The organism is Gluconacetobacter azotocaptans, assembly GCF_014174355.1.
Lineage (GTDB): Bacteria > Pseudomonadota > Alphaproteobacteria > Acetobacterales > Acetobacteraceae > Gluconacetobacter > Gluconacetobacter azotocaptans.
The window spans coordinates 247473-268567 of sequence record NZ_JABEQF010000004.1 but is presented as its reverse complement, the minus strand read 5'-3'; the positions used below and the strand labels follow the sequence as shown (position 1 = coordinate 268567).

Sequence of the window (21095 nt, the reverse complement as noted above, 5' to 3'; positions counted from 1 at the left end):
CTGCGGGCGAGGGTCAGGATTCGATAGGGGTCGGCACCCGGGCCGCACGCATGGCGTCCTGCTGCCGGGCGGCAAGCTGCGCGGCGTCGAAATCGGCGATCAGCTCCTGGAACATGCGGTACCAGTTCAGCCGCGCGCCCAATCGCAGGAAGACGCTGCCCAGCCCGATCGCGGACCGGTCGACCAGAACGAATTCCCGCGGCGGCCGCACGCCGCCCGTACGCTTCAGGCCGGCGTAGACCCGTTCCGCCACGGCGCGGCCGAATTGCGGATCGTCGTCTTCCTGGATGGGGCGGACACGATCCTGCATCAGCGGTTCGTAGATGAAGCGCGCCCACTCGTTCAGCACCCGCATCGTCTCGCGCGACATGTTGACGAAGCCCCAGGCCTGGTAGGCGTGATAGGCCAGATCCTCGTCATTCCGCTCCAGCGCGCGATAGAGGTCGATGATCCCCTGCACGAAGCGCGGCTGGAAGATCCGGATCGCGCCCAGATCCAGCAAATTCAGCCCGTAATCGTCCCGCACGGTGAAATTGCCCATGTGCGGGTCGCCATGAATGACGCCGTAACGGTAGAGCGGCACGTACCAGCCATGGAACAGCGCGCGCGCCATGGCATTGCGCTGATCCTGCGACGGGCCGGTGTCCAGGACCGACTGCACGCCCCGACCATCCAGCCAGTCCATCGTCAACAACCGCCGCGTCGATAGTTCCTCGACCGGCGCGGGCACGCTGACATCCGGCTGGTCGGCGAGCATGAGCCCGTAGAGGCGCAAATTCGCGGCCTCGCGCGTATAGTCCAGTTCCTCGCGCAGGCGGGCCGTCAGTTCCACCAGCACGTCGTCCTGCTGGATGGTGCTGTCGATCCGGTAATAGAGGCCGACGGCCATGCGGAACTGCCGCAGGTCGGAATCGACCGTGGCCTGCATGTCCGGATATTGCAGCTTGCACGCCACCCGCCGCCCGTCGGGCAGGACGGCGCGATGCACCTGCCCCAGGCTGGCCGCCGCCGCCGCGTCCCGCTCGAACGAGCGGAACCGGCGTTCCCAGTCGGGACCGAGTTCGGTGGCCATGCGGCGGCGCACAAAGCTCCATCCCATCGGGGGCGCGTTGGCCTGAAGCTGCGCCAGTTCGATGGCGTATTCCTCGGGCAGCGCGCCGGGAATGGTGGACAGCAGCTGCGCGCCCTTCATCAGCGGGCCTTTCAGACCGCCGAGGATGGATTTCAGGTCGCCGGCATGCGCGCTGTGGTCCGAGCGAAGCCCCATCTTGTGCCCGGCGATCCGCGCCGCGATGCCGCCGACCGCGCCGGACGTGCGCACCATCCGGCGGATTTCCCCGAACAGGCCAGTGTTGTCGAGATCCCGTTCTTCCGCCACGTCAGGCACGCTCCAGCTCGTCGATAAATCCGGCAATCACGTCCAGCCCCTTGCGCCAGAACCCGGGGTCGGCCGCATCCAGCCCGAAGGGGGCCAGCAGGTCGCGATGCCGCTTCGTTCCGCCCGCGCGCAGCATGTCCATGTACTTGTCCTGGAAATCCGGATGTCCGGACCGGAACACACCGTACAGCGCGTTCACCAGGCAATCCCCGAACGCATACGCGTAGACGTAGAACGGAGAATGGACGAAATGCGGGACATAGGTCCAGTACACGTCATATTCCGGCGTAAAGGTGAACGCCGGCCCCAGGCTTTCGGTCTGGACCTGCCGCCACAGGGCGCCGAGACGTTCGGGCAGCAGCTCGCCCGAGCGCCGTTCGTCGTGCACCAGGGTCTCGAACCGGTAGAAGGCGATCTGCCGCACGACGGTGTTGAGCATGTCCTCGACCTTGCCCGCCAGCATCAGGCGGCGGCGGACCGGATCGGTTTCGGCGTCCAGCAGGGCCCGGAAGGTCAGCATCTCGCCGAACACGCTGGCGGTCTCGGCCAGGGTCAGCGGGGTGCCCGACATCAGGTAGCCCTGCGGCGCGGCCAGGACCTGATGAACGCCGTGACCCAGTTCGTGCGCCAGGGTCATCACGTCGCGCGTGCGCCCGTGATAGTTCAGCAGCAGGTATGGATGGGCCGACGGCACGGTCGGATGGGCGAAGGCCCCCGATGCCTTGCCCGGCGACGGCACCGCGTCGATCCAGGGACGGTCGAAGAACCGGCGCGCGATCTCGCCCATGCGGGGGTCGAAGCCCTCGTACGCCGACAGAACCTGGCGTGTGGCCTCGTCCCACGGAATGACGCGGTCGTCGGCCGCCGGCAGCGGGGCGTTGCGGTCCCAGTGCTCCAGCTTTTCAAGCCCCAGCCATTTCGCCTTTAGCAGATAATAGCGATGCGACAGGCGCGGATAATCGGTGGTGACCGCCTGTACCAGCGCGTCGACGACCTCATCCTCCACCATGTTGCTGCGGTTGCGGTAGGACCCGGGGCGCGGATAGTGGCGCAGCGAGTCGGAAATCGCCTTGTCCTTGGCCAGCGTGTTGGTGATCAGCGAGAACAGGCGGATATTGTCGCCGAAGACCGTGCCGATCGCCTTTGCCGCGCGCTCGCGCACCGCACGGTCGGAGTCGGACAGGCGGTTCAGCGCCTCGCCCACTGTCAGGTCGCGCCCATCCAGCGGAATGCGCAGCGCGGCCATCGTCTCGTCGAACAGGCGGCACCAGGCGGTGGCCCCGGTCACCGATTTCTCGTGCAGGACCTGTTCGACCTCGTCGGACAATTGATGCGGACGGAAGACGCGCAGGTCACGCAGGAACGGCGCCCAGGCCGCAAGCGCCGGGTCGGCCAGCCGCGCCGCCAGATCGTCGTCCCCGATGCGGTTCAGTTCCAGCGTGAAGAACAGCAGGTGCGTGGAAATCTCGGTCAGCCGTTCGTTGATCGACTGCGAGAACCGGCCGATCGCCGGATCGGACGAATCGCCCGAGAACAGCAACTGGGCATAGGACGCCGCCCGCCCCAGGATTTCGTCGATTCGCTGGTATTCGGCGATCGACTCGGCCAGCGCGGCCGCCGACGCCCCTGCCAGGCGCCCCCGCCAGGCAGAGGAAAACGCCTCGGAATCCGACGCGGCCTGGGCCAGGTCGGTGCGCAGCCTGTCGGAATCAGGGCTGTCATACAGGTCGGACAAGTCCCAGCGCGGCAGGTCGCCGACCGTGGCGGCCGCGCCCCCATCCCCACCATCGCGAACCGGGGCCATGCGAACCGGAGCCGCACGCATCGGGAAACCCTCGACCCACGGTGAAAGAAGCGTCTGTTCAGGCATCGGAGCCCCCAACCTTGCAAGCGTCGCGCATCGGCATGCGGCGACCATCATGATGGGGGGAATCTAATGCCTAATCCCGTCCGGCGCGACCCCGCCGCGCGGGGTGCGTGAAAACGGCCGGGGAAGGTCCCTTCCCCGGCCGCCGGATCAGGCGCTGCGCGCGGCCTCGACCGCCGGGCTGTAGCCGACGATCCCGGCATATTCCCGCGGCACGACATGCCAGAAGCGCGGCAGGATCTGGTCCCACTTGTGCAGCAGCAGCGCCGCATAGCGGCTGTGCGTCTCGCGCGCGTGGGTTTCCACCAGTTCGCGCAGCGTCGCCTCCCACTTCGGGTCGGTGACGCGGCTCCACAGCAGGGTGTCGGGGTTGATCCGCTGCTCGAACGTATCGTGCTCGTCATAGACGAAGGCCATGCCGCCGGTGAATCCCGCGCCGAAATTGTCGCCGGCCTCGCCCAGGATCACGACCGTGCCACCGGTCATGTATTCGCAGCCGTTCGACCCGCAGCCCTCGACCACCGCGACGGCGCCGGAATTCCGCACCGCGAACCGCTCGCCCGCCTGGCCGGCCGCATACAGCGCCCCGGCCGTGGCCCCATACAGCACCGTATTACCGATGATGGCGTTCTCGTTCGACACGAGGTTCGAGGACGGGGATTGCCGCACCACGATGGTCGCGCCCGACAGGCCCTTGCCGACATAGTCGTTGGCGTCGCCCAGGACCTCCAGCTTCAGCCCCCGCACCGCGAAGGCACCCAGCGACTGGCCGGCCGAACCGCGCAGGCGCACCGTCAGGTGTCCCGGCGCCAGCCGCTCCATGCCGAACTGCCGCACGATCAGCGAGGAAATGCGCGTGCCGATCGCCCGGTGCGTGTTCTGTACGTTGTAATGCAGCTGCATCTTCTCGCCATGGTCGAACAGCGGCCGCGCGTCGGCGATCATCTGGGCGTCCAGCGTCTCGGGCACCTCGTTGCGGCCCTCGCGGGTGCAATAGCGGGCATGCGGCCCCGGATCGGCCTGCGCCAGCAGCGAGTTGAGGTCCAGATCGTCCAGGTAGTCCGCGCCGCGCGAAACCTGCCGCAGCAGGTCGGTGCGGCCGATGATCTCGTTCAGGCTGGAGAAACCCAGCGACGCCAGGATGTTGCGCACATCCTCGGCGATGAACGAAAACAGGTTGATGACCTTTTCCGGCGTTCCCTCGAACTTGGCGCGCAGATCGTCGTCCTGGGTGCAGACCCCCACCGGGCAGGTGTTGGAATGGCACTGCCGGACCATGATGCAGCCCATGGCGACCAGGCTGGCGGTGCCGATGCCGAATTCCTCGGCCCCCAGCATCGCCGCGATCACCACGTCGCGGCCGGTCTTCAGCCCGCCGTCGGTGCGCAGCTTCACCCGGTGGCGCAGGCGGTTCAGCATCAGCACCTGATGCGCCTCCGCCAGGCCCAGCTCCCACGGCAGGCCGGCATATTTGACCGAGCTTTGCGGGCTGGCGCCGGTGCCGCCGCTGTGGCCCGAAATCAGGATCGCATCGGCCTTAGCCTTGGCCACGCCCGCCGCGATCGTCCCGATCCCCGACCGGGCGACCAGCTTCACCGTCACCGTCGCCTCGGGGTTGATCTGCTTCAGGTCGTAGATGAGCTGGGCCAGATCCTCGATCGAATAGATGTCGTGATGCGGCGGCGGCGAAATCAGCGTCACCCCCGGCGTCGCGTGGCGCAGCTTGGCGATCAGGCCGGTGACCTTGAAGCCGGGCAACTGCCCGCCCTCGCCCGGCTTGGCGCCCTGCGCCATCTTGATTTCGATCTCGCGGCAGTCGTTCAGGTACTGCGCCGTCACGCCGAACCGGCCCGAGGCGATCTGCTTGATGGCCGAGGATGCGTTGTCGCCGTTGGCGCGCGGACGCGCCCGCGACGGGTCCTCGCCCCCCTCGCCGGAATCGGATTTGGCGCCGATCCGGTTCATGGCGATCGACAGGGTTTCATGCGCTTCGGGGCTGAGTGCGCCCAGCGAAATACCCGGCGCGATCAGCCGCTTGCGCAGTTGCGTGATGCTTTCGACCGACTCGACGGGAATCGGCGTCCGGCCACCCCGGAAATCCAGCAGGTCGCGCAACGCCACCGGCGGCATGCGCCGGACCGCGTCGGCATAGCGCCGGTAGATCGAGAAACTGTCCGTCGCCACCGCCGTCTGCAGCATGTGGATCAGATTGCCGTCGAAGGCATGCACCTCGCCGCTGCGCCGCAGCTTGTACTGCCCGCCGACCGGCAGGGCAGTGACCGTCCGGTTCCACGCCGTTTCGTGGAAACTGAGCACGTTGGTGGCGATACCGGACAGGCCGATGCCAGAAATGCGCGACGGCATGCCGGGGAAGAACTCCGCCGCCAGGGCGCGCGACAGGCCGATCGCCTCGAAATTATAGCCGCCCCGATACGACGCGGCGATCGAGATGCCCATCTTGGACATGACCTTCAGCAGGCCCTTGTCCACCGCCTTGCGGTAGCGTTCCACCGCCTCGCGCAGCGAGATATCGCCGAACAAGCCGCGCCGCTGGCGGTCCGCGATGCTTTCCTGCGCCAGGTACGGATTGACCGACGTCGCGCCGACACCGATCGTCACCGCGATGGCATGCACGTCCAGCGCCTCGGCCGAACGCACGTTCAGCGAGGTAAAGGTCCGCAGCGACTGGCGCACCAGATGGGTATGCACCGCCGCCGTCGCCAGGATCATCGGGATGTAGGCGCGCTCGGCCGACTGCGCCTCTTCCGTCAGGAACAGGTGGGTGCAGCCTTCGCGCACGCGATCCTCGGCCTCCTGCCGGATCCGGGTGATCGCGTCACGCAGCCCGGCCTCGCCGTCGGCCGCGGGGAAGGTGCAGTCGACGACGCACGCGCTGTCGCCGCAGAAGGCCAGCAGGGCCTTGAACTCACCCGTCGTCAGAACCGGGCTGGGCAGTTGCAGCAGGTCGCACTGGCTCTCGGATTCGTCGAGGATATTGCCCAGGTTCCCCAGCCGCGTGACCAGGCTCATGACCCGGGTTTCGCGCAGGCTGTCGATCGGCGGATTGGTGACCTGGCTGAACGCCTGGCGGAAATAATGCGCAAGCCCCCGATAGCGCGCCGACAGGACGGCCAGCGGCGCGTCGTCGCCCATCGACCCGATCGCCTCGGCCGCGGTCTCGACCATCGGATGCAGGATGGTTTCCAGTTCCTCCAGCGTGGTGCCGACCGCCATCTGGCGGCGACGCAGTTCGTCGCGGCCGTACAGCACGGGTTCCTGCACGTCGGCGCGCACCACCGACCCGATCTTCTGGATGTGCTTGACCCAGGCGCCGAAATCCTGCCGCGCGCAGATCTGGTCCAGCAGCGCCTCGTGGCCGTAGAGGCGGGCCTCGTGCATATCGAGGCCGATCATCTGCCCCGGCCCCAGGCGCCCGCGCCGGACGATCTCGGCCTCGGGCACCTTCACCATGCCGGTTTCCGAACCCACGATCAGCAGGCCGTCCGACGTCAGGGTGTAGCGCAGCGGGCGCAGGCCGCTGCGGTCCAGCCCGGCGACGATCCAGCGGCCGTCGGTCGCGCACAGGGCGGCGGGGCCATCCCACGGTTCCATCACCGCGTTGCAGTACGCGTACATGTCCTTGTGCTTCTGCGGCATGGCCGAGTTTTCGCCCACGCTGGCCGGCACCATCAGCGCCTTGACCATCGGCGCGTCCCGCCCCGCGAAGGTCAGCAGTTCGAACACGTTGTCCAGCGTCGCCGTGTCGGACCCGCTGGCCTGCACCACCGGCTTCAGATCCTCCATGTACGGATCCAGCGCCGGGTCGGCCAGCCGGGTCTCGTGGCTCTTCATCCAGTTGATGTTGCCCGAGATGGTGTTGATTTCGCCGTTATGCGCCAGGCGGCGGAACGGCTGCGCCAGCTTCCAGGTCGGGAAGGTGTTGGTCGAATAACGCTGATGATAGATCGCGAACCGGCTGACGAACCGCGCATCCAGCAGGTCCGGATAGAAATCCGTCAGGTTCTCCGCCAGGAACATGCCCTTGTAGATCATCGATCGGCAGGACATCGAACAGATGTACAGATCGACCTGATGGGCGATCGCGCTTTTCTCGATCCGGCGGCGGATGACGTACAGGTCGCGCTCGAACGTCTCCTCGTCGGTGCCGAGGAGGTTGCGGATCATGATCTGTTCGATCTCGGGCCGGGTAGCGTTCGCCTTCTCGCCGATGCAGGCGGTGTCGATGGGCACCTGCCGCCAGCCGTAGATGCCGTAGCCGAATGCCAGGATCTCGGTCTCGATGATCTGGCGGCAGCGCTCCTGCGCCGCAAGGTCGGTCTTGGGCAGGAAGACCATGCCGACCGCGATCTGGCTGTCGACGCATCCCTCGCCGCCGCTATGGATGGCATCGACGAAGAAATCCTGCGGGATTTCGACATGGATGCCCGCGCCGTCGCCGGTCTTGCCGTCGGCGTCGACCGCGCCGCGATGCCACACCGCCTTCAGGGCCGCGATGCCGGCCTCGACCACGTCGCGCCGCTTGGTGCCGTCCAGCGACGCCACCAGGCCGACGCCGCAGGCATCGTGCTCCTGCGACGGGTCATACAGGCCGCTGATCGCCCGTGCGTTGTCGTGCCAGTCGGCGACGAATGCGTCGTTCCGATCCCCGCTGAATCGATCCATGTCCATCACTCCGCCGCCTGGGCGCGCGCCGGCGCCGTGTTTTTCAGCCAACGATGCATCTGCGCCGCGGCATCCCGTCCATCACGGATGGCCCAGACCACCAGGCTGGCCCCCCGCACGATATCGCCCGCGGCAAAAACCCCCGGCAGGCTGGTCATGAAAGTCTCGTGGTCGACGCGCAGCGTCCCCCAGCGTGACACCGCCAGGTCCGGCTGGCCCCACAGGGTGGGCAGCGGCTCGGGGTCGAAGCCCAGCGCCTTGATCACCAGGTCGGCCTCCAGCGTGAACGAACTTTCTTCGACCGGTTCGACCGACTGGCGTCCCGTCGCGTCCGGCAGGCCCAGCTTCATCCGTGACGCGCGCACGCCGCTGACGGTGCCCTCGCCCCGGAACGCCTCGGGGGCCGCCAGCCACACGAACTCCACCCCCTCTTCCTCGGCGTTCTTCACCTCGCGGATCGAGCCGGGCATGTTGGCGCGGTCGCGCCGGTACAGGCACTTCACCGATTTCGCACCCTGGCGGATGGCGGTGCGGACGCAGTCCATGGCGGTGTCGCCGCCGCCGATCACGACCACCGACTTGCCTGCCGCATTCAGCTCGCCATTCTCGAACGATTCGACCGTGTCGCCCAGCGACAGGCGGTTCGACACGGTCAGGTAGTCCAGCGCCTTGACGATGCCGCCCAGGCCGGCACCGGGGCCGCCGATATCGCGCGATTTGTAGACGCCCGTCGCGATCAGTACCGCATCATGGCGGTCGCGCAGGGTGGCGAAGGCGATCTGTCCGTCCTCGTCCCGGTCGCCGACACCAAGACCCAGATGGAACTTCACCCCGGATTCCTCCAGGTACAGATGACGACGGGCAACGATGTCCTTTTCCAGCTTGAAGCCCGGAATGCCGTAGACCATCAGCCCGCCCACCCGGTCGTACCGGTCGTAGACATGGACCTGATATCCCTGTTCGCGGAGCTGCATCGCGGCGGCCAGACCGCCCGGCCCCGCGCCGACGATGCCGATCGACAGGGCGCGTTCCACCGGCGGGCGGATCGGCTCGACCCAGCCGCTGGCGAACGCGGTGTCGGTGATGAAGCGTTCGACCGCGCCGATGGTGACGCTCTCGAACCCTTTCTCGATCACGCAATTGCCTTCGCACAGGCGGTCCTGCGGGCAGATGCGGCCGCAGATCTCGGGGAAATTGTTGGTCGCCGACGACAGGGCGTAGGCTTCCTCCAGCCGCCCCTCGGCCGTCATCTTCAGCCAGTCCGGGATGTTGTTGCCCAGGGGGCAGTGAATCGAGCAGAACGGCACCCCGCACTGCGAACAGCGGCTGGATTGCTGTTCGGCCTGCGCCACGGCGAAGGATCGGTAGATCTCGTCGAAATCGGTGCTGCGCTCGGCGGCTGGACGTTTGTCCGGCTGGCCCTGCGCCACAGAGACGAATTTCAGCATGCGCTCGGCCATCGGCTTTCCCCCGGCAAACGGCAGGCGCTCGATACGGCCGGCGCCCATTGGGCGGAACACCTACGACAGGCGACCGATCCATTAAAGACAGTAGTGCTGTCCTTTTATGAAAAAACGGTCGGCGACGGAAAAATCAAAGCCCGAACATCCCTTCGATAAAGGTCCGGTTCGGGACAAATATCATTTTAATGCCCTGTTCTGGCGCCCTTATATAATTTTATATCTTTGCAAGTACGAAGGCGCAATCAATTCAATCGGAAGCGCCTCGATCCCCAGCAGGCCGAGCCCCCGCGTGCCTTCGGCGATCACATTGTCCACCGACAGCATGGCCAGCTGGTCGCGCGTCAGCAGCCGGCCGGGCAGATGCTCCAGCCACATCGCCTGCCACCGGGCCAGAAGGTCCGGCACCCGGAACACCGGCCGGCGGCGCCCGATCGCCGCCATCACCCAGCGGGCGACCTCCTCCATCGTCCACACCGCCGGGCCGCCGAATTCGTAGATTTCGCCGGCATGGCCGCCGGACGCCAGCACCCGGCGGATCCCTTCGGCGACGTCACACACATAGACGGGCTGGACCCGCGTGGCCGCGCCATAGACCGGCAGGATGGGGCTGTAGCGCGCCAGCGTGGCGAACAGGTTGGTGAACCGGTCCTCGGCCCCGAACAGGATGGAAGGACGAATGATCGTCGCCTCGGGCATGTTGCGCAGCACGGCGACCTCGCCCGCCGCCTTGCTGCGGCCGTAGGCGGACGGACTGTCGGGCGACGCTCCGATGGCCGAGACATGCACCAGCCGCTCGACCCCGGCGGAGGCGGCCAGCCGGGCAATGCGCCCCGCGCCGTCGACATGCACCGCCTGGAATGTCGCCCGCCCGCGCTCCGCCAGGATCCCGACCAGATTGACGATCACGTGTGCCCCCTCGACCACCGGGACCAGCGACTCCTCATCCAGGATCGAGGCGCCCAGCGGGACGATCTGCCCGACATCGCCCAGCGGGCGCAGCGACGCCGCCCGGTCGGCCCGGCGGGCGGCCACACGGACGATATATCCGTCGTCGGCCAGTCGCCGGACCACATGACGTCCCAGGAATCCGGTTCCGCCGACAATTGCGGCCACTTTTCGCGTCGCCATTTTTTGTCCCCCCAATCGCCCGTCAGGATGGGCGGGACAGCATAACGCCTGTCCACGTCATCGGACACGCCCGCCACACAGCTCTGCCGGCCATCCGGCGTGCGCGGCGGCGTCGCAACAAAAACGACACGAATCGTCGAAGCCGTGTTGACCACCCCCATGCGGCGGGGTAAACGCCCCTCACCACCCCGGAAACGGGGAGCCTCTGAGCCCAGATGGCGGAATTGGTAGACGCGCAGGTTTCAGGTACCTGTGGCCGAAAGGTCGTGGAAGTTCGAGTCTTCTTCTGGGCACCATCCTAAAAAAGCATAGCACGCCGACCGGCGACCGCCTCCCAGGCGGCTCGTCGGCGTTGGCATGTCCGACGCCGCAGGCATGCGCCCGGGACGCATTTCCGATGCCTGTCCGGAGGATGATGGATCGGATGCGGAACGATCCGGCAGGCCCTGTTGACCCCCCTGCCGTTCCGGAGTAAACGCCCCTCACCACCCCGGAAACGGGGAGCCTCTGTGCCCAGATGGCGGAATTGGTAGACGCGCAGGTTTCAGGTACCTGTGGCCGAAAGGTCGTGGAAGTTCGAGTCTTCTTCTGGGCACCATCGTTTTCCGACAGCATGATACGGCCTGCATGGCCAGGTCCGGCCGGACGGCGCGATCATGCGTCCCGTGCGGCGCGGCGGACTGTTGGTGGTCGCACAACAGCGTGTGCGCCCCGGTACGATTTGGTGTACACGACGACAGACAGGTTCCGCCGCCCTTTTTTCGCGGAACCGCCGTCGCGTATCTGGATGAGGTTCATGGTCTTCCTCCCCGTTTCATATCGTCGCCCCGCCCATCCCCCGGCAGTCCGCACCCGGGGGATATGGGCATGAGCGCCGCGACATCCGCCTCCATCCTGTTCCACCGGGGCGACCTGCCGGACAATGTGACGTTCGGTGGATCAATCGCCGTGGATACCGAGGCCATGGGCCTCAACCCCCATCGCGACCGGCTGTGCCTGGTCCAGATCTCGGCCGGCGACAGGCAGGCCCATCTGGTGCAGATCCTGCCGGGCACGGCCAGCCCCAACCTGGCGCGACTGATGTCGGACCCGTCGGTCACCAAGCTGATGCATTTCGCGCGCTTCGACGTGGCGCTCCTTCAGCATACGCTGGGCATCACCGTGGCGCCGGTCATCTGCACCAAGATCGCGTCCAAGCTGGTGCGCACCTTCACCGACCGCCACGGCCTGGCGCATCTATGCCGCGAATTGCTGGGCGTCGACCTCAGCAAGCAGCAGCAGACGTCCGACTGGGGCGCGCCCGAGCTGACGCCGGAACAACAGGCCTATGCTGCCTCCGACGTCCTGCACCTGCACGCCCTGTGGGAGAAGCTGGAAGCCCTGCTGCACCGCGAGGGACGCCGCGAACTGGCGCAGGCATGCTACGATTTCCTGCCCGCGCGGGCGCGGCTGGACCTGCTGGGCTACGAAGAGCCGGACATCTTCGCCCACCGTGCATGACGCGACGCGCTCAGCCGTGCCGTCCGGTTCCATTTGACGGTAGGCACCTTCATGGCGATACACACGCGGCATGACCCATTCCGCCTTCCCTGATGGCATCGCCGGCCCCGCCCCGGGCCGAGACCGGAGTCCGTCCGACATCGACGCCGCATGCCGGGTGCTGGCCAGCGAAAGCGACGGCCTGTCCCGCATGGCCGCGGCGCTGCGCGCGGCCGGGGCCGAAGGGAACAGGCCGGCACTGGGCACCGCCTTCCTGCGCGTCGTCGAGGCGTTTTCGGCGCTGACCGGGCGCGTCGTCGTCACCGGGATCGGCAAGTCCGGCCATGTAGGGCGAAAGATCCAGTCCACCCTGGCATCGACGGGCACACCGTCGGTCTTCGTTCATCCATCCGAGGCGTCGCACGGCGACCTGGGCATGATCCAGCCGGGCGACGCCATCCTGGCGCTGTCCAATTCGGGCGAAACGCCGGAACTGGCCGACGTCGTGGCCCACGCCCGTCGTTTCGGCCTGCTGCTGACGGCGATAACGGCCCAGGCCGATTCGACCCTGGCCCTGGCGGCCGATATCGCGCTGGTCATGCCCCAGGCGCCCGAGGCCTGCCCCATGGGCCTGGCGCCCACCACCAGTTCGACGATGCAGATGGCGCTGGGCGACGCACTGGCGGTGGTGCTGCTGGAACGGCGGCGCTTCACCGCCACCGATTTCGGGATCTTCCATCCGGGGGGCCGCCTGGGCGCCCGGCTGCGCCGGGTGGGCGACCTGATGCACCGGGGTGCCGCCATGCCGATCGGGACGCCGGATATCACGCTGCGCCAGGTTATCATGGAGATGACGCGCAAGGCGTTCGGCTGCATGGGCGTGGTCGGGCCGGATGGCCAGCTATGCGGCCTGATCACCGACGGCGACCTGCGCCGCGCGCTGGACCGGAATCTGGAACGCACCTACGCGGCCGACATCATGAATCTGTCGCCCCTGACGACCGGCCCCGATGCGCTGGCTGCCGACGCGCTGCGCCTGATGAATGCGCGGGCGCGCCCCATCACCAGCCTGTTTGTCTTGGACCAGTCGGGCATGCCGATCGGCATCCTGCACATCCATGATCTGCTGCGGGCGGGCGTCGCATGACCGGATCCCCCCCCGTGGATACCCAGCCCCCGGACGACGAGCGCATCGCGCCGCAACGCAGCGATTTCGCTCGGTCGGCAGCCGACATGGCGCGCCAGCGCAGCGCCCTGCATCGACAGCCGGCCAAGGCCCGGCACATGCCCGATCCGGCCACTCTCGCCCGGCGGCGCAAGCTGGTGCGATGGGCGAAATGGGCGTTGCCGGCGACGGCGTTGGCGCTGCTGGGGTCCATTGCCGCATGGCCGGCCATCGACCGGCTGATGAACGCCCAGCGCAGCGCGCTCCAGGAAATGGAAAGCCTGCATGTCGAAAGCGGCAACATGCTCGGCGCGACCTATCGCGGCCTGGACGACCATGGGCGGCCCTACATGATCACTGCCGAACAAGCCCAGCAGGTCTCGCCCGATCGGATCAACCTGACCAGGCCGACCGCCGACAGCCTGATGTCGGGCAGCGACTGGATCATGATCGGCGCGGACGACGGCGTGTACATGCAGCGTGAACAATTGCTGGACCTGACGCATGACGTGGTGCTCTACCGCGCGGACGGCGCGATCCTGAACGGTCCCATCGCCGACATGAACTTGAAAGAGGGCATTGTCGCGTCCGACCAATGGGTCCATGCCGAAGGACCTTTCGGCGTGCTGGACGCCCAGGGCTTCCTGCTGTCCCAGCATGAAGGGATCGGCCAGTTCCGCGGTCCCGGACGGCTGATCCTGAATGACGACGCCCATGCTCACCCCCCCACGACGGAGCCCCCCCGATGACCGCCCACCTCAAGGTCGCCGCCGCGTTCGTGCTCGGCGGCCTCGTGGCCTGCGCCCTGCCGGCCGGTCCGGCGCGGGCCCAGGCGATCGACCTGTCGCATGGCGGGCAGATCACGGTGACCGCCGCCGGAGGATTCGACTGGGACCAGAAGGCCCAGACCGTGACGGCCTACGATCGGGCGCAGGCCGTCCGTGGCAATGTTACCGTGACAGGGGACCGGCTGATTGCCTTCTACCGCAAGAAGGCCGCTGCTGCCGGTGCCGCGACGCCCCCGGCACCGGCCGTCCAGGCATCAGGCACACAGGGACCGGGCAGCGCCGATTCCGGATCGAACGAAGTCTATCGGCTGATGGCCGTCGGCCATGTCCACGTCTTCACCGACACCGACCAGGCCTGGGGCGACAAGGCGATCTATGACATCGACCAGGCGGTCCTTGTCATGACGGGGAAGGCCCTGAAACTGACGACGCCCCAGGATGTGCTGACCGCGCGGGATTCAATGGAATATTATTCCCAGACCCGCATGTCGGTCGGGCGGGGCGATGCCCTGGTTACCACCAATGACGGACGCCAGATCCGGGCGGACGTGCTGGTCGGCTACAGCGCGCCGTCCCAACCGAAGGCGCCGGCTACGCCGGCCCCCATCCCCGCGAAACCCGGGGCGGACCCATTGACCAGTTCGGGCAAGCTGGAAAAAGTAAACGCGTTCGGCCACGTCTTCGTCCGCACCCAGACCGAGACGGTGACCGGGGACCGGGGTGTCTACGTCCCCGACACCGGGATTGCGCGGATCGTCGGCAATGTCCACATCACACGGGGCCAGAACCAGATCAACGGAGCCGCGGCAATCGTGAACATGCACACCGGAATCGCCACGATGACCGAACGGCCGGGTGGGCGCGTCAGCGGGCTGGTCGTCCCCAACGAGGCCGGCAACACCAAGGGGCCGGGCCGATGAACGACATTCCCTACGACCTGGTCGGCGACGCGCACATGCTGTCCACCCAGGCCGATGGCACGGCCCCGGCCCTGCCCGGCCTGATCGCCAGCGGAATCGGCAAGACATACAAGAAACGTCCGGTGGTCCGGAACGTGTCGATCCAGGTCCACCGGGGCGAAGCCGTCGGCCTGCTTGGCCCCAACGGCGCAGGCAAGACCACCAGCTTCTACATGATCGTCGGGCTGGTGCAGCCGGACACCGGCACAATCACTCTGGATGGCGCCGACATCACGCAACTGCCGATGTATCGCCGCGCCCGCCTGGGCATCGGCTATCTGCCGCAGGAAGCCAGCATCTTTCGCGGCCTGAACGTCGAGCAGAACATCATGGCCGCCCTGGAGGTCGTGGAATCCGATCCCGACCGGCGCGAGGCGCTGCTGGACGGGCTGCTGGGGGAATTCGGCATCTCGCACCTGCGGCGCGCCCCGTCGCTGGCCCTGTCGGGCGGCGAACGGCGGCGGCTGGAAATCGCCCGCGCGCTGGCCAGCCAGCCGCACTACATCCTGCTCGATGAACCGCTGGCGGGCATCGACCCGATCGCGGTGGGCGAAATCCGCGACTTGGTGTCGCACCTCAAGGATCGTGGGATCGGCGTCCTGATCACCGACCATAACGTGCGCGAGACCCTGGAAGTCATCGACCGGGCCTATATCATGCACAGCGGCCAGGTCCTGATGGAGGGCCGGCCCGAGGAAATCGTCGCCAACGAGGACGTTCGGCGGGTGTACCTCGGGGAAAATTTCTCTCTCTGATTCCGGGCGCCATGGCGATCGGCCCCAAGCTGGCGCTACGGCAGGCCCAATCCCTGCTCATGACGCCGCAATTGCGGCAGGCCATCCTGCTTCTGCAACTGTCCAACCTTGACGCCTGCGCCTTCATCGAGACCGAGGTGGAGCGCAATCCGCTACTGGAGCCCGGCGATCGCACGGACGACCTGCCGGGGCCGGCCGACACGCTCCAGGCGTCCCGCGCGAGCGAAGGCGGCGCGTTCTCCCCGCCCTGGCAGACACATGCCCGCCGCCCGTATGACGGTACGCTGTCCGACCACCAGGCGCAGATGCTGGTCTGCCCGCCCCCTTCCCTGGCCGACCGGCTGGCCGAGCAGGTGCGCCTGTCGTCGTTCGATGCCGGAGACCGGCTGATCGGCACCCATCTCATCACGTTGCTGGACCATGCGGGGCGCCTGCCCGCCACCAGCGCGGCGACGGCCCTGATGCTGGGAACGCCCCCCGAACGGGTGGAGCGCGTTCGCCAGGCCATGATGCGGTTCGAACCGACGGGCCTGTTCGCTTACGATCTGGGCGAGTGTTTCGGCGCGCAACTGCGCGAACGCAATCGCCTGGACCCCGCCATGGCCGCGCTGCTGAAGCATCTGGACCTGTTGGCACGCCGCGACATGCGCCAGTTGCAGGCGATCTGCGGGGTCGATACCGAGGATCTGGCCGACATGATCGCGGAATTGCGGACGCTGTCGCCCTACCCCGGACGCGATGCCGATCATCCCCCCGCCGTGCCGATCGTCCCCGACGTGCTGATGCATCCCGCACCGGACGGGGGCTGGGTCTTGGAGCTCAATCCCGCGACGACGCCGCGCGTGGTGGTCAATTCAACGCTGGACACCCGCATGACCCTGCGCGCGGGGCGCCAGGACGAGCGCAGGTTCCTCAGCGAACGGCTGGCCAATGCCACCTGGCTGGTGCGCGCCCTGCAACAGCGGGCGGATACGATCATCCGGGTGGCGACGGCGATCATGCGGCGGCAGGACGGGTTTCTGGACCGGGGCGTCGGGCATCTGCGCCCGCTGGTGCTGCGCGATATCGCGGACGACGTGGCCCTGCACGAGAGCACCGTCAGCCGTGTGACCGCCAACAAATACATCGCGACGCCGCGCGGAATCTTCGAACTGAAATATTTCTTCACCACCGCCGTGCCCGGCCTGTCCGGCGACAGCCACAGCGCCGAGGCCATCCGTCATCGCATCCGTGCGCTGGTCGCCGCCGAGCCGGGGCATGCCATCCTGTCCGACGATGCAATCGTGACCCTGCTGCGCGAGGAAGGAATAGACATCGCCCGGCGAACCGTGGCCAAATACCGGGATGCACTGAAGATACCCAGCTCGGTGCAGAGAAAACGGGAAAAGGCTTTCAGAGCCTGACGCCCCGACGGACGGCCTCGGCGGAACAGGCCGCCGGCCCGGCTCCCCCGGCTCTGGAGGCATCCTCCATGCAAGGAGTGACGTCACTATGCAGATCAGTGTCGCTGGAAAGCAGATCGACCTCTCCGACGCCTTGAAGCACAGGGTCACTGCCCATCTCGACCATCTTGCCGACAAGTATTTCGGCCGGGCGCTGGATGCCCAGGTCACGTTCAGCCGCGCCCGGTCGTTTTTCACCTGCGACATCAATCTTCATGCTGCCCCGGGGCTGACCCTGCGCGGCGAAGGCGAGGCCAACGATGCCCATGGCGCATTCGATGACGCCGCCGAGCACATGGCGCGCCGGCTGCGGCGCTATCGCGGCCGGGTGAACGACCATCTGCGCGCGCTTCCCCGGCGAAAATCGCCCGAGGTCGGACGCAACTACATCCTGCGTCCCTCCGATACCGGACGTGTGCAGGACGGCGCGGCGGCCGAGGAAACCGGCCCCCACGCCACCATCGTGGCGGAGCGTGTCGCCGAAATCGCGACGCTGAGCGTCAGCGAGGCCGTCATGCGGCTGGATCTGGCCGCCTGCACGCTGCTGATGTTCCGCAACAGCACCAGCGACCAGATCAACGTCATCTATCGACGTGAAGACGGCAATATCGGGTGGCTGGACCCCAGCCCCGCCTGAAACCCGTCATGCCGGCACCCCCGAGGATCACCCGGGGGTGCCAAGCCGGTCAGTGCACCCGTCAGTGTACCAGGGCCGGCACCATTTCATGTTGCAGAATGGCTTCGATCGCCGTGTCCTGATCGTCGGTCAGGGCCATCGGCGTGCCGTCCGCGGCATGGATGGCGAAGACATCCTGGCCTTCGATCACCACGGCCTTGATATAGGCCACCCGCGACACGCCAAGGGACAGAAGCTGGGTGTCCGTCAGGTGGCGGACGTCACCGGGAAGCTGCGCCTGGTCCGGCTGAAGCACCACCCGGCCGTTCTGGGTCGTAATTCTCATGATTAGGAACCTCCGGACCGGACCATCCCGCCATGAGGCGATGCCCCTGTCCCGTTGTGGCCGCGACACCGCGCGGCCGGTCGGTCATTCCGCTCGGTCATTCTTCCTCGATCACGCGCACGACACGCGGGGCACGCGGCTTGGGAACGTCGATTTCATTGGCGCCCCCGCCCCGCCCCTGCGTGATCTCGATCCGCCGGACCCGCACTTCGGGCGCGGGACGCAGAAGATCGATATGCAGCAGCCCGTTATCAAGCCACGCTCCGCCGACCTCGATTCCCTCGGCCAGCACGAACGCCTTCTGGAACTGACGGGCGGCGATGCCGCGATGCAGAAAGATCCGCCCCTGGGAATCGTCGGTCTGCCGTCCCCGGATCACCAACTGGTTGTCTTCCTGGGTGATCTGCAGATCGTCCATCACGAAGCCCGCCACCGCCAGCGTGATCCGCAGCGCCGTCGGGCTGATCTGTTCGATATTATAGGGCGGATAGCCGTCAGATGTCCCTTTGGATGCACGTTCCAACATTTGTTCCAGATGGTCGAAACCAAGAAACATGGGAGATGTAAAAAGTCTTCCCGACACGCAGGCCTCCTCAACCGAGCGAGACAATCATGCGGACCCGTCATGGCGCCCGCATGCACGATGATATGGGAGGCCATGCCGTTTTCGCAAGGGATGGCGCCCGCCGCGCCATTTTCCCACGTCTACGGACTGGCGCAGGCGTGATGCTCTCGCTACATCGCCTGCATGATTGATCGTGATGCCATCGCCGCCGCCATTCCGATGCCCATCCTCGTCGCGCCCCAGGCGATCCTGCGCCAGACGGCGCGCCTGGTCCGTCCCGAGGATACCGCCAGCCTGCGCGACATCCTGCCGCGTATGTTCTCCGCCATGTACCAGGCGCCGGGCATCGGCCTGGCCGCGCCGCAGGTCGGCCTGGGGCTGCGCTTCGCCATCGTTGATCTGGGCGAGGACGAGCAACGCGACCCGATGGTGCTGATCAACCCCGAGGTCATCGAAGAGTCCGAGAGCCTGTCCTCGCGCGAGGAAGGGTGCCTGTCGCTGCCGAACCAGTACGCAGACGTCATCCGGCCCGAAAAGGTGCGCGTGCGCTTTCGCGCCCTCGACGGCGCCGAGCAGGAGATCGAGGCGGACGGGTTGCTGGCCACCTGCATCCAGCACGAAATCGACCATCTGGACGGTATCCTCTTCGTCGATCACCTCTCCACCCTCAAGCGCAACATGATCATGCGGCGCCTGGCCAAGGAACAGCGGCAGAAGCGCTGAAGCAGGAGTGCGGCGCATGCGTCTGGCCTTCATGGGCACCCCCGATTTCGCCGTTCCCGCCCTGCAGGCCCTGCACGCGGCTGGGCACGAGATCGCGGCCGTCTACAGCCAGCCGCCCCGGCCGGCCGGGCGTGGCCAGGCGCTGCGGCCCTCGCCGGTCCAGACGGCGGCCGAGGCGCTGGGCCTGCCGGTGCGCACCCCCACCCGCCTGCGCACCAATGTCGCCGAACATGACGTCTTCCGGTCGCTGGACCTGGATGCGGCGATCGTCGCGGCCTATGGGCTGATCCTCCCCGCCGCGATGCTGCACACCCCCCGTCGCGGATGCCTCAACATTCACGCCAGCCTGTTGCCGCGCTGGCGCGGGGCCGCGCCGATCCAGGCCGCCATCCTGGCCGGAGACGGCGAAAGCGGCGTGACCATCATGCAGATGGACGAGGGCCTGGATACCGGCGCCATGCTGCTGTCCGACCGCATCGCCCTGACCGGCCGGACGACCGCCACCAGCCTGCATGACGACCTGGCAGCGATGGGGGCCAGGCTGGTGGTATCGACGCTGGCCGATCCGTCGATCGTCCCCCGCCCCCAGCCCGAAGGCGGCGTGACCTACGCCGCCCGCCTGACGCGCGAGGACGGCCGCATCGACTGGCGGCATGACGCCGCCGCGATCGACCGCCAGATCCGCGCCATGACCCCATGGCCTGGCACCTTCACGACGCTGGACGGCGTAATCCTGAAGATCGGCGCCGCCGAGATCGGCGCCGCCCAGGCCCCGTCAGGCAGCCACCCCGGCGTCGTCCTCGATACCGAACTGACGATCGCCTGCGGGCACGGCACGCTGCGGATCACGCGCATCCAACGCCCCGGCCGCGGCATGATGAACGCGGACGCCTTCCTGCGCGGCCAGCCCGTTTCCGCCGGCACGCGGCTGGGCACGTGACCGATCCCGCTCCCATCCAGCGCTGGGCCGTACGCATCGAATATGACGGGCGGGACTTCGTCGGCTGGCAGCGCCAGACGACCGGCCTGTCGGTCCAGCAGGTGCTGGAAGAGGCCGCATCCCGCCTGGCATCCGGCCGCATGGTCGCCAGCATCACCGCCGGCCGGACCGATGCCGGCGTGCATGCCACCGGCCAGGTCGCACACCTGGATTTTCCGCCCGAGGTGAGGCTGAACGCCTCCGTCGTTCGCGATGCGCTGAATTTCCATATGAAGCCGCATCCGGTGGTGGTGCTCGACGCCCGCCCGGTCGATCTGTCATGGAACGCCCGGTTTTCGGCCATCCGCCGCGCCTATCGCTACCGGATCCTGAACCGCCGCAGCCGGCCGGCGCTGGATGACGGCCGGGTCTGGCTGGTCAAGCGCCCTCTGGACGCCGAGGCGATGGGCCGTGCGGCGCGCTCTCTGCTGGGACGGCACGATTTCACGTCCTTCCGCGCCAGCGCCTGCCAGGCCAAGAGCCCCCTGCGCACGCTGGATCGTCTGGACGTATCGCGATCAGGCGAGGAGATCATCATCGTCGCCGAGGCACGGTCGTTCCTGCACCATCAGGTCCGCAACATGGTCGGGACGCTGAAGCTGGTCGGCGAAGGCACCTGGCCGGCCGAGCGCGTGGGCGACGCGCTGGCCGCCTGCGACCGTCGGGCGGCCGGCCCGACCTCGCCGCCCGACGGGCTGTATCTGACGGCGGTGGGCTACGACCCCGATCCGTTCGCGACCTGAGCGGCCTATCGGCACG

At 67.4% G+C, this 21095-nt stretch carries 17 protein-coding genes and 2 tRNA genes; 12 read left to right on the top strand and 7 right to left on the bottom strand.

What is annotated here, in order from left to right; all coding sequences use genetic code 11:
• Positions 1-13: 13 nt before the first annotated feature.
• The 5 genes from HLH34_RS07130 to HLH34_RS07110 all read right to left on the bottom strand — a co-directional run bounded on the left by HLH34_RS07130 (position 14) and on the right by HLH34_RS07110 (position 10519).
• Complete coding sequence (locus HLH34_RS07130; protein ID WP_183118898.1) at positions 14-1378, bottom strand: ABC1 kinase family protein; 1365 nt, start codon at positions 1376-1378, stop codon at positions 14-16.
• 1 nt (position 1379) lies between these two features.
• Positions 1380-3248 carry a M3 family oligoendopeptidase gene (locus HLH34_RS07125; protein WP_183118897.1) on the bottom strand — a complete coding sequence of 623 codons (1869 nt, stop codon included), beginning with the start codon at positions 3246-3248 and terminating at the stop codon, positions 1380-1382.
• A 147-nt stretch (positions 3249-3395) separates the two neighbouring features.
• On the bottom strand, positions 3396-7934 hold the full coding sequence (gene gltB, locus HLH34_RS07120; RefSeq protein ID WP_183118896.1) for a glutamate synthase large subunit: 4539 nt from the start codon (positions 7932-7934) through the stop codon (positions 3396-3398).
• Positions 7934-9388, bottom strand: coding sequence for an NAD(P)-dependent oxidoreductase (locus tag HLH34_RS07115; protein WP_183119015.1), 1455 nt, complete (start codon positions 9386-9388; stop codon positions 7934-7936). The genes gltB and HLH34_RS07115 overlap by 1 nt, the downstream gene beginning before the upstream one ends.
• A 207-nt stretch (positions 9389-9595) precedes the next feature.
• A complete protein-coding gene (locus tag HLH34_RS07110) occupies positions 9596-10519 on the bottom strand; it encodes a complex I NDUFA9 subunit family protein (protein WP_183118895.1) in 924 nt (307 codons plus the stop codon).
• A 209-nt stretch (positions 10520-10728) separates the two neighbouring features.
• Here HLH34_RS07110 and HLH34_RS07105 point away from each other — a divergent pair.
• From HLH34_RS07105 to hpf, 9 genes are all read left to right on the top strand, one after another.
• Positions 10729-10815, top strand: a tRNA-Leu gene (locus HLH34_RS07105).
• A 215-nt stretch (positions 10816-11030) separates the two neighbouring features.
• A tRNA-Leu gene (locus tag HLH34_RS07100) sits at positions 11031-11117 on the top strand.
• Between the two features lie 269 nt (positions 11118-11386).
• Positions 11387-12019 carry a ribonuclease D gene (locus tag HLH34_RS07095; RefSeq protein ID WP_183118894.1) on the top strand — a complete coding sequence of 211 codons (633 nt, stop codon included), beginning with the start codon at positions 11387-11389 and terminating at the stop codon, positions 12017-12019.
• A gap of 70 nt (positions 12020-12089) precedes the next feature.
• Positions 12090-13145, top strand: coding sequence for a KpsF/GutQ family sugar-phosphate isomerase (locus HLH34_RS07090; RefSeq protein WP_183118893.1), 1056 nt, complete (start codon positions 12090-12092; stop codon positions 13143-13145).
• Entirely contained in the window at positions 13142-13912 is a 771-nt protein-coding gene (gene lptC / locus HLH34_RS07085) for an LPS export ABC transporter periplasmic protein LptC (RefSeq protein ID WP_183118892.1), read from the top strand. Before HLH34_RS07090 ends, lptC begins: the two co-directional genes overlap by 4 nt.
• Entirely contained in the window at positions 13909-14871 is a 963-nt protein-coding gene (locus tag HLH34_RS07080) for an LptA/OstA family protein (RefSeq protein WP_183118891.1), read from the top strand. Before lptC ends, HLH34_RS07080 begins: the two co-directional genes overlap by 4 nt.
• 35 nt (positions 14872-14906) lie before the next feature.
• Complete coding sequence (gene lptB, locus HLH34_RS07075; RefSeq protein ID WP_183119014.1) at positions 14907-15665, top strand: LPS export ABC transporter ATP-binding protein; 759 nt, start codon at positions 14907-14909, stop codon at positions 15663-15665.
• An 11-nt stretch (positions 15666-15676) separates the two neighbouring features.
• Positions 15677-17068: an RNA polymerase factor sigma-54 gene (rpoN, locus tag HLH34_RS07070; RefSeq protein ID WP_183118890.1), complete on the top strand. Its 1392-nt coding sequence runs from the start codon at positions 15677-15679 to the stop codon at positions 17066-17068.
• 88 nt (positions 17069-17156) lie between these two features.
• The gene (hpf, locus tag HLH34_RS07065; protein ID WP_183118889.1) at positions 17157-17744 is read left to right on the top strand and encodes a ribosome hibernation-promoting factor, HPF/YfiA family; all 588 of its coding nucleotides are present in this window, start codon (positions 17157-17159) and stop codon (positions 17742-17744) included.
• Between the two features lie 61 nt (positions 17745-17805).
• Here hpf and HLH34_RS07060 read toward each other — a convergent pair whose 3' ends face one another.
• Positions 17806-18069 carry a DUF1150 family protein gene (locus tag HLH34_RS07060; RefSeq protein ID WP_182940351.1) on the bottom strand — a complete coding sequence of 88 codons (264 nt, stop codon included), beginning with the start codon at positions 18067-18069 and terminating at the stop codon, positions 17806-17808.
• Between the two features lie 97 nt (positions 18070-18166).
• Positions 18167-18652 carry an Hsp20 family protein gene (locus tag HLH34_RS07055; protein ID WP_183118888.1) on the bottom strand — a complete coding sequence of 162 codons (486 nt, stop codon included), beginning with the start codon at positions 18650-18652 and terminating at the stop codon, positions 18167-18169.
• A gap of 165 nt (positions 18653-18817) precedes the next feature.
• Between HLH34_RS07055 and def the strand changes: the two genes are divergently transcribed.
• The 3 genes from def to truA are packed head-to-tail and all read left to right on the top strand — an operon-like array spanning position 18818 to position 21079.
• Positions 18818-19357, top strand: coding sequence for a peptide deformylase (def, locus tag HLH34_RS07050; protein WP_183118887.1), 540 nt, complete (start codon positions 18818-18820; stop codon positions 19355-19357).
• A 16-nt stretch (positions 19358-19373) separates the two neighbouring features.
• A complete protein-coding gene (gene fmt / locus HLH34_RS07045) occupies positions 19374-20297 on the top strand; it encodes a methionyl-tRNA formyltransferase (protein ID WP_183118886.1) in 924 nt (307 codons plus the stop codon).
• Positions 20298-20311: 14 nt separating this feature from the next.
• Positions 20312-21079 carry a tRNA pseudouridine(38-40) synthase TruA gene (gene truA, locus HLH34_RS07040; RefSeq protein ID WP_183119013.1) on the top strand — a complete coding sequence of 256 codons (768 nt, stop codon included), beginning with the start codon at positions 20312-20314 and terminating at the stop codon, positions 21077-21079.
• The last annotated feature ends 16 nt before the right edge of the window (positions 21080-21095 follow it).

Coding starts and splice junctions, on each gene's coding strand:
- HLH34_RS07125 (WP_183118897.1), bottom strand. CDS start 3,248: ATGCCTGAACAGACGCTTCTTTCACCGTGGGTCGAGGGTTTCCCGATG.
- gltB (WP_183118896.1), bottom strand. CDS start 7,934: ATGGACATGGATCGATTCAGCGGGGATCGGAACGACGCATTCGTCGCC.
- HLH34_RS07115 (WP_183119015.1), bottom strand. CDS start 9,388: ATGGCCGAGCGCATGCTGAAATTCGTCTCTGTGGCGCAGGGCCAGCCG.
- HLH34_RS07110 (WP_183118895.1), bottom strand. CDS start 10,519: ATGGCGACGCGAAAAGTGGCCGCAATTGTCGGCGGAACCGGATTCCTG.
- HLH34_RS07095 (WP_183118894.1), top strand. CDS start 11,387: ATGAGCGCCGCGACATCCGCCTCCATCCTGTTCCACCGGGGCGACCTG.
- HLH34_RS07090 (WP_183118893.1), top strand. CDS start 12,090: ATGACCCATTCCGCCTTCCCTGATGGCATCGCCGGCCCCGCCCCGGGC.
- lptC (WP_183118892.1), top strand. CDS start 13,142: ATGACCGGATCCCCCCCCGTGGATACCCAGCCCCCGGACGACGAGCGC.
- HLH34_RS07080 (WP_183118891.1), top strand. CDS start 13,909: ATGACCGCCCACCTCAAGGTCGCCGCCGCGTTCGTGCTCGGCGGCCTC.
- lptB (WP_183119014.1), top strand. CDS start 14,907: ATGCTGTCCACCCAGGCCGATGGCACGGCCCCGGCCCTGCCCGGCCTG.
- rpoN (WP_183118890.1), top strand. CDS start 15,677: ATGGCGATCGGCCCCAAGCTGGCGCTACGGCAGGCCCAATCCCTGCTC.
- hpf (WP_183118889.1), top strand. CDS start 17,157: ATGCAGATCAGTGTCGCTGGAAAGCAGATCGACCTCTCCGACGCCTTG.
- HLH34_RS07060 (WP_182940351.1), bottom strand. CDS start 18,069: ATGAGAATTACGACCCAGAACGGCCGGGTGGTGCTTCAGCCGGACCAG.
- def (WP_183118887.1), top strand. CDS start 18,818: ATGATTGATCGTGATGCCATCGCCGCCGCCATTCCGATGCCCATCCTC.
- fmt (WP_183118886.1), top strand. CDS start 19,374: ATGCGTCTGGCCTTCATGGGCACCCCCGATTTCGCCGTTCCCGCCCTG.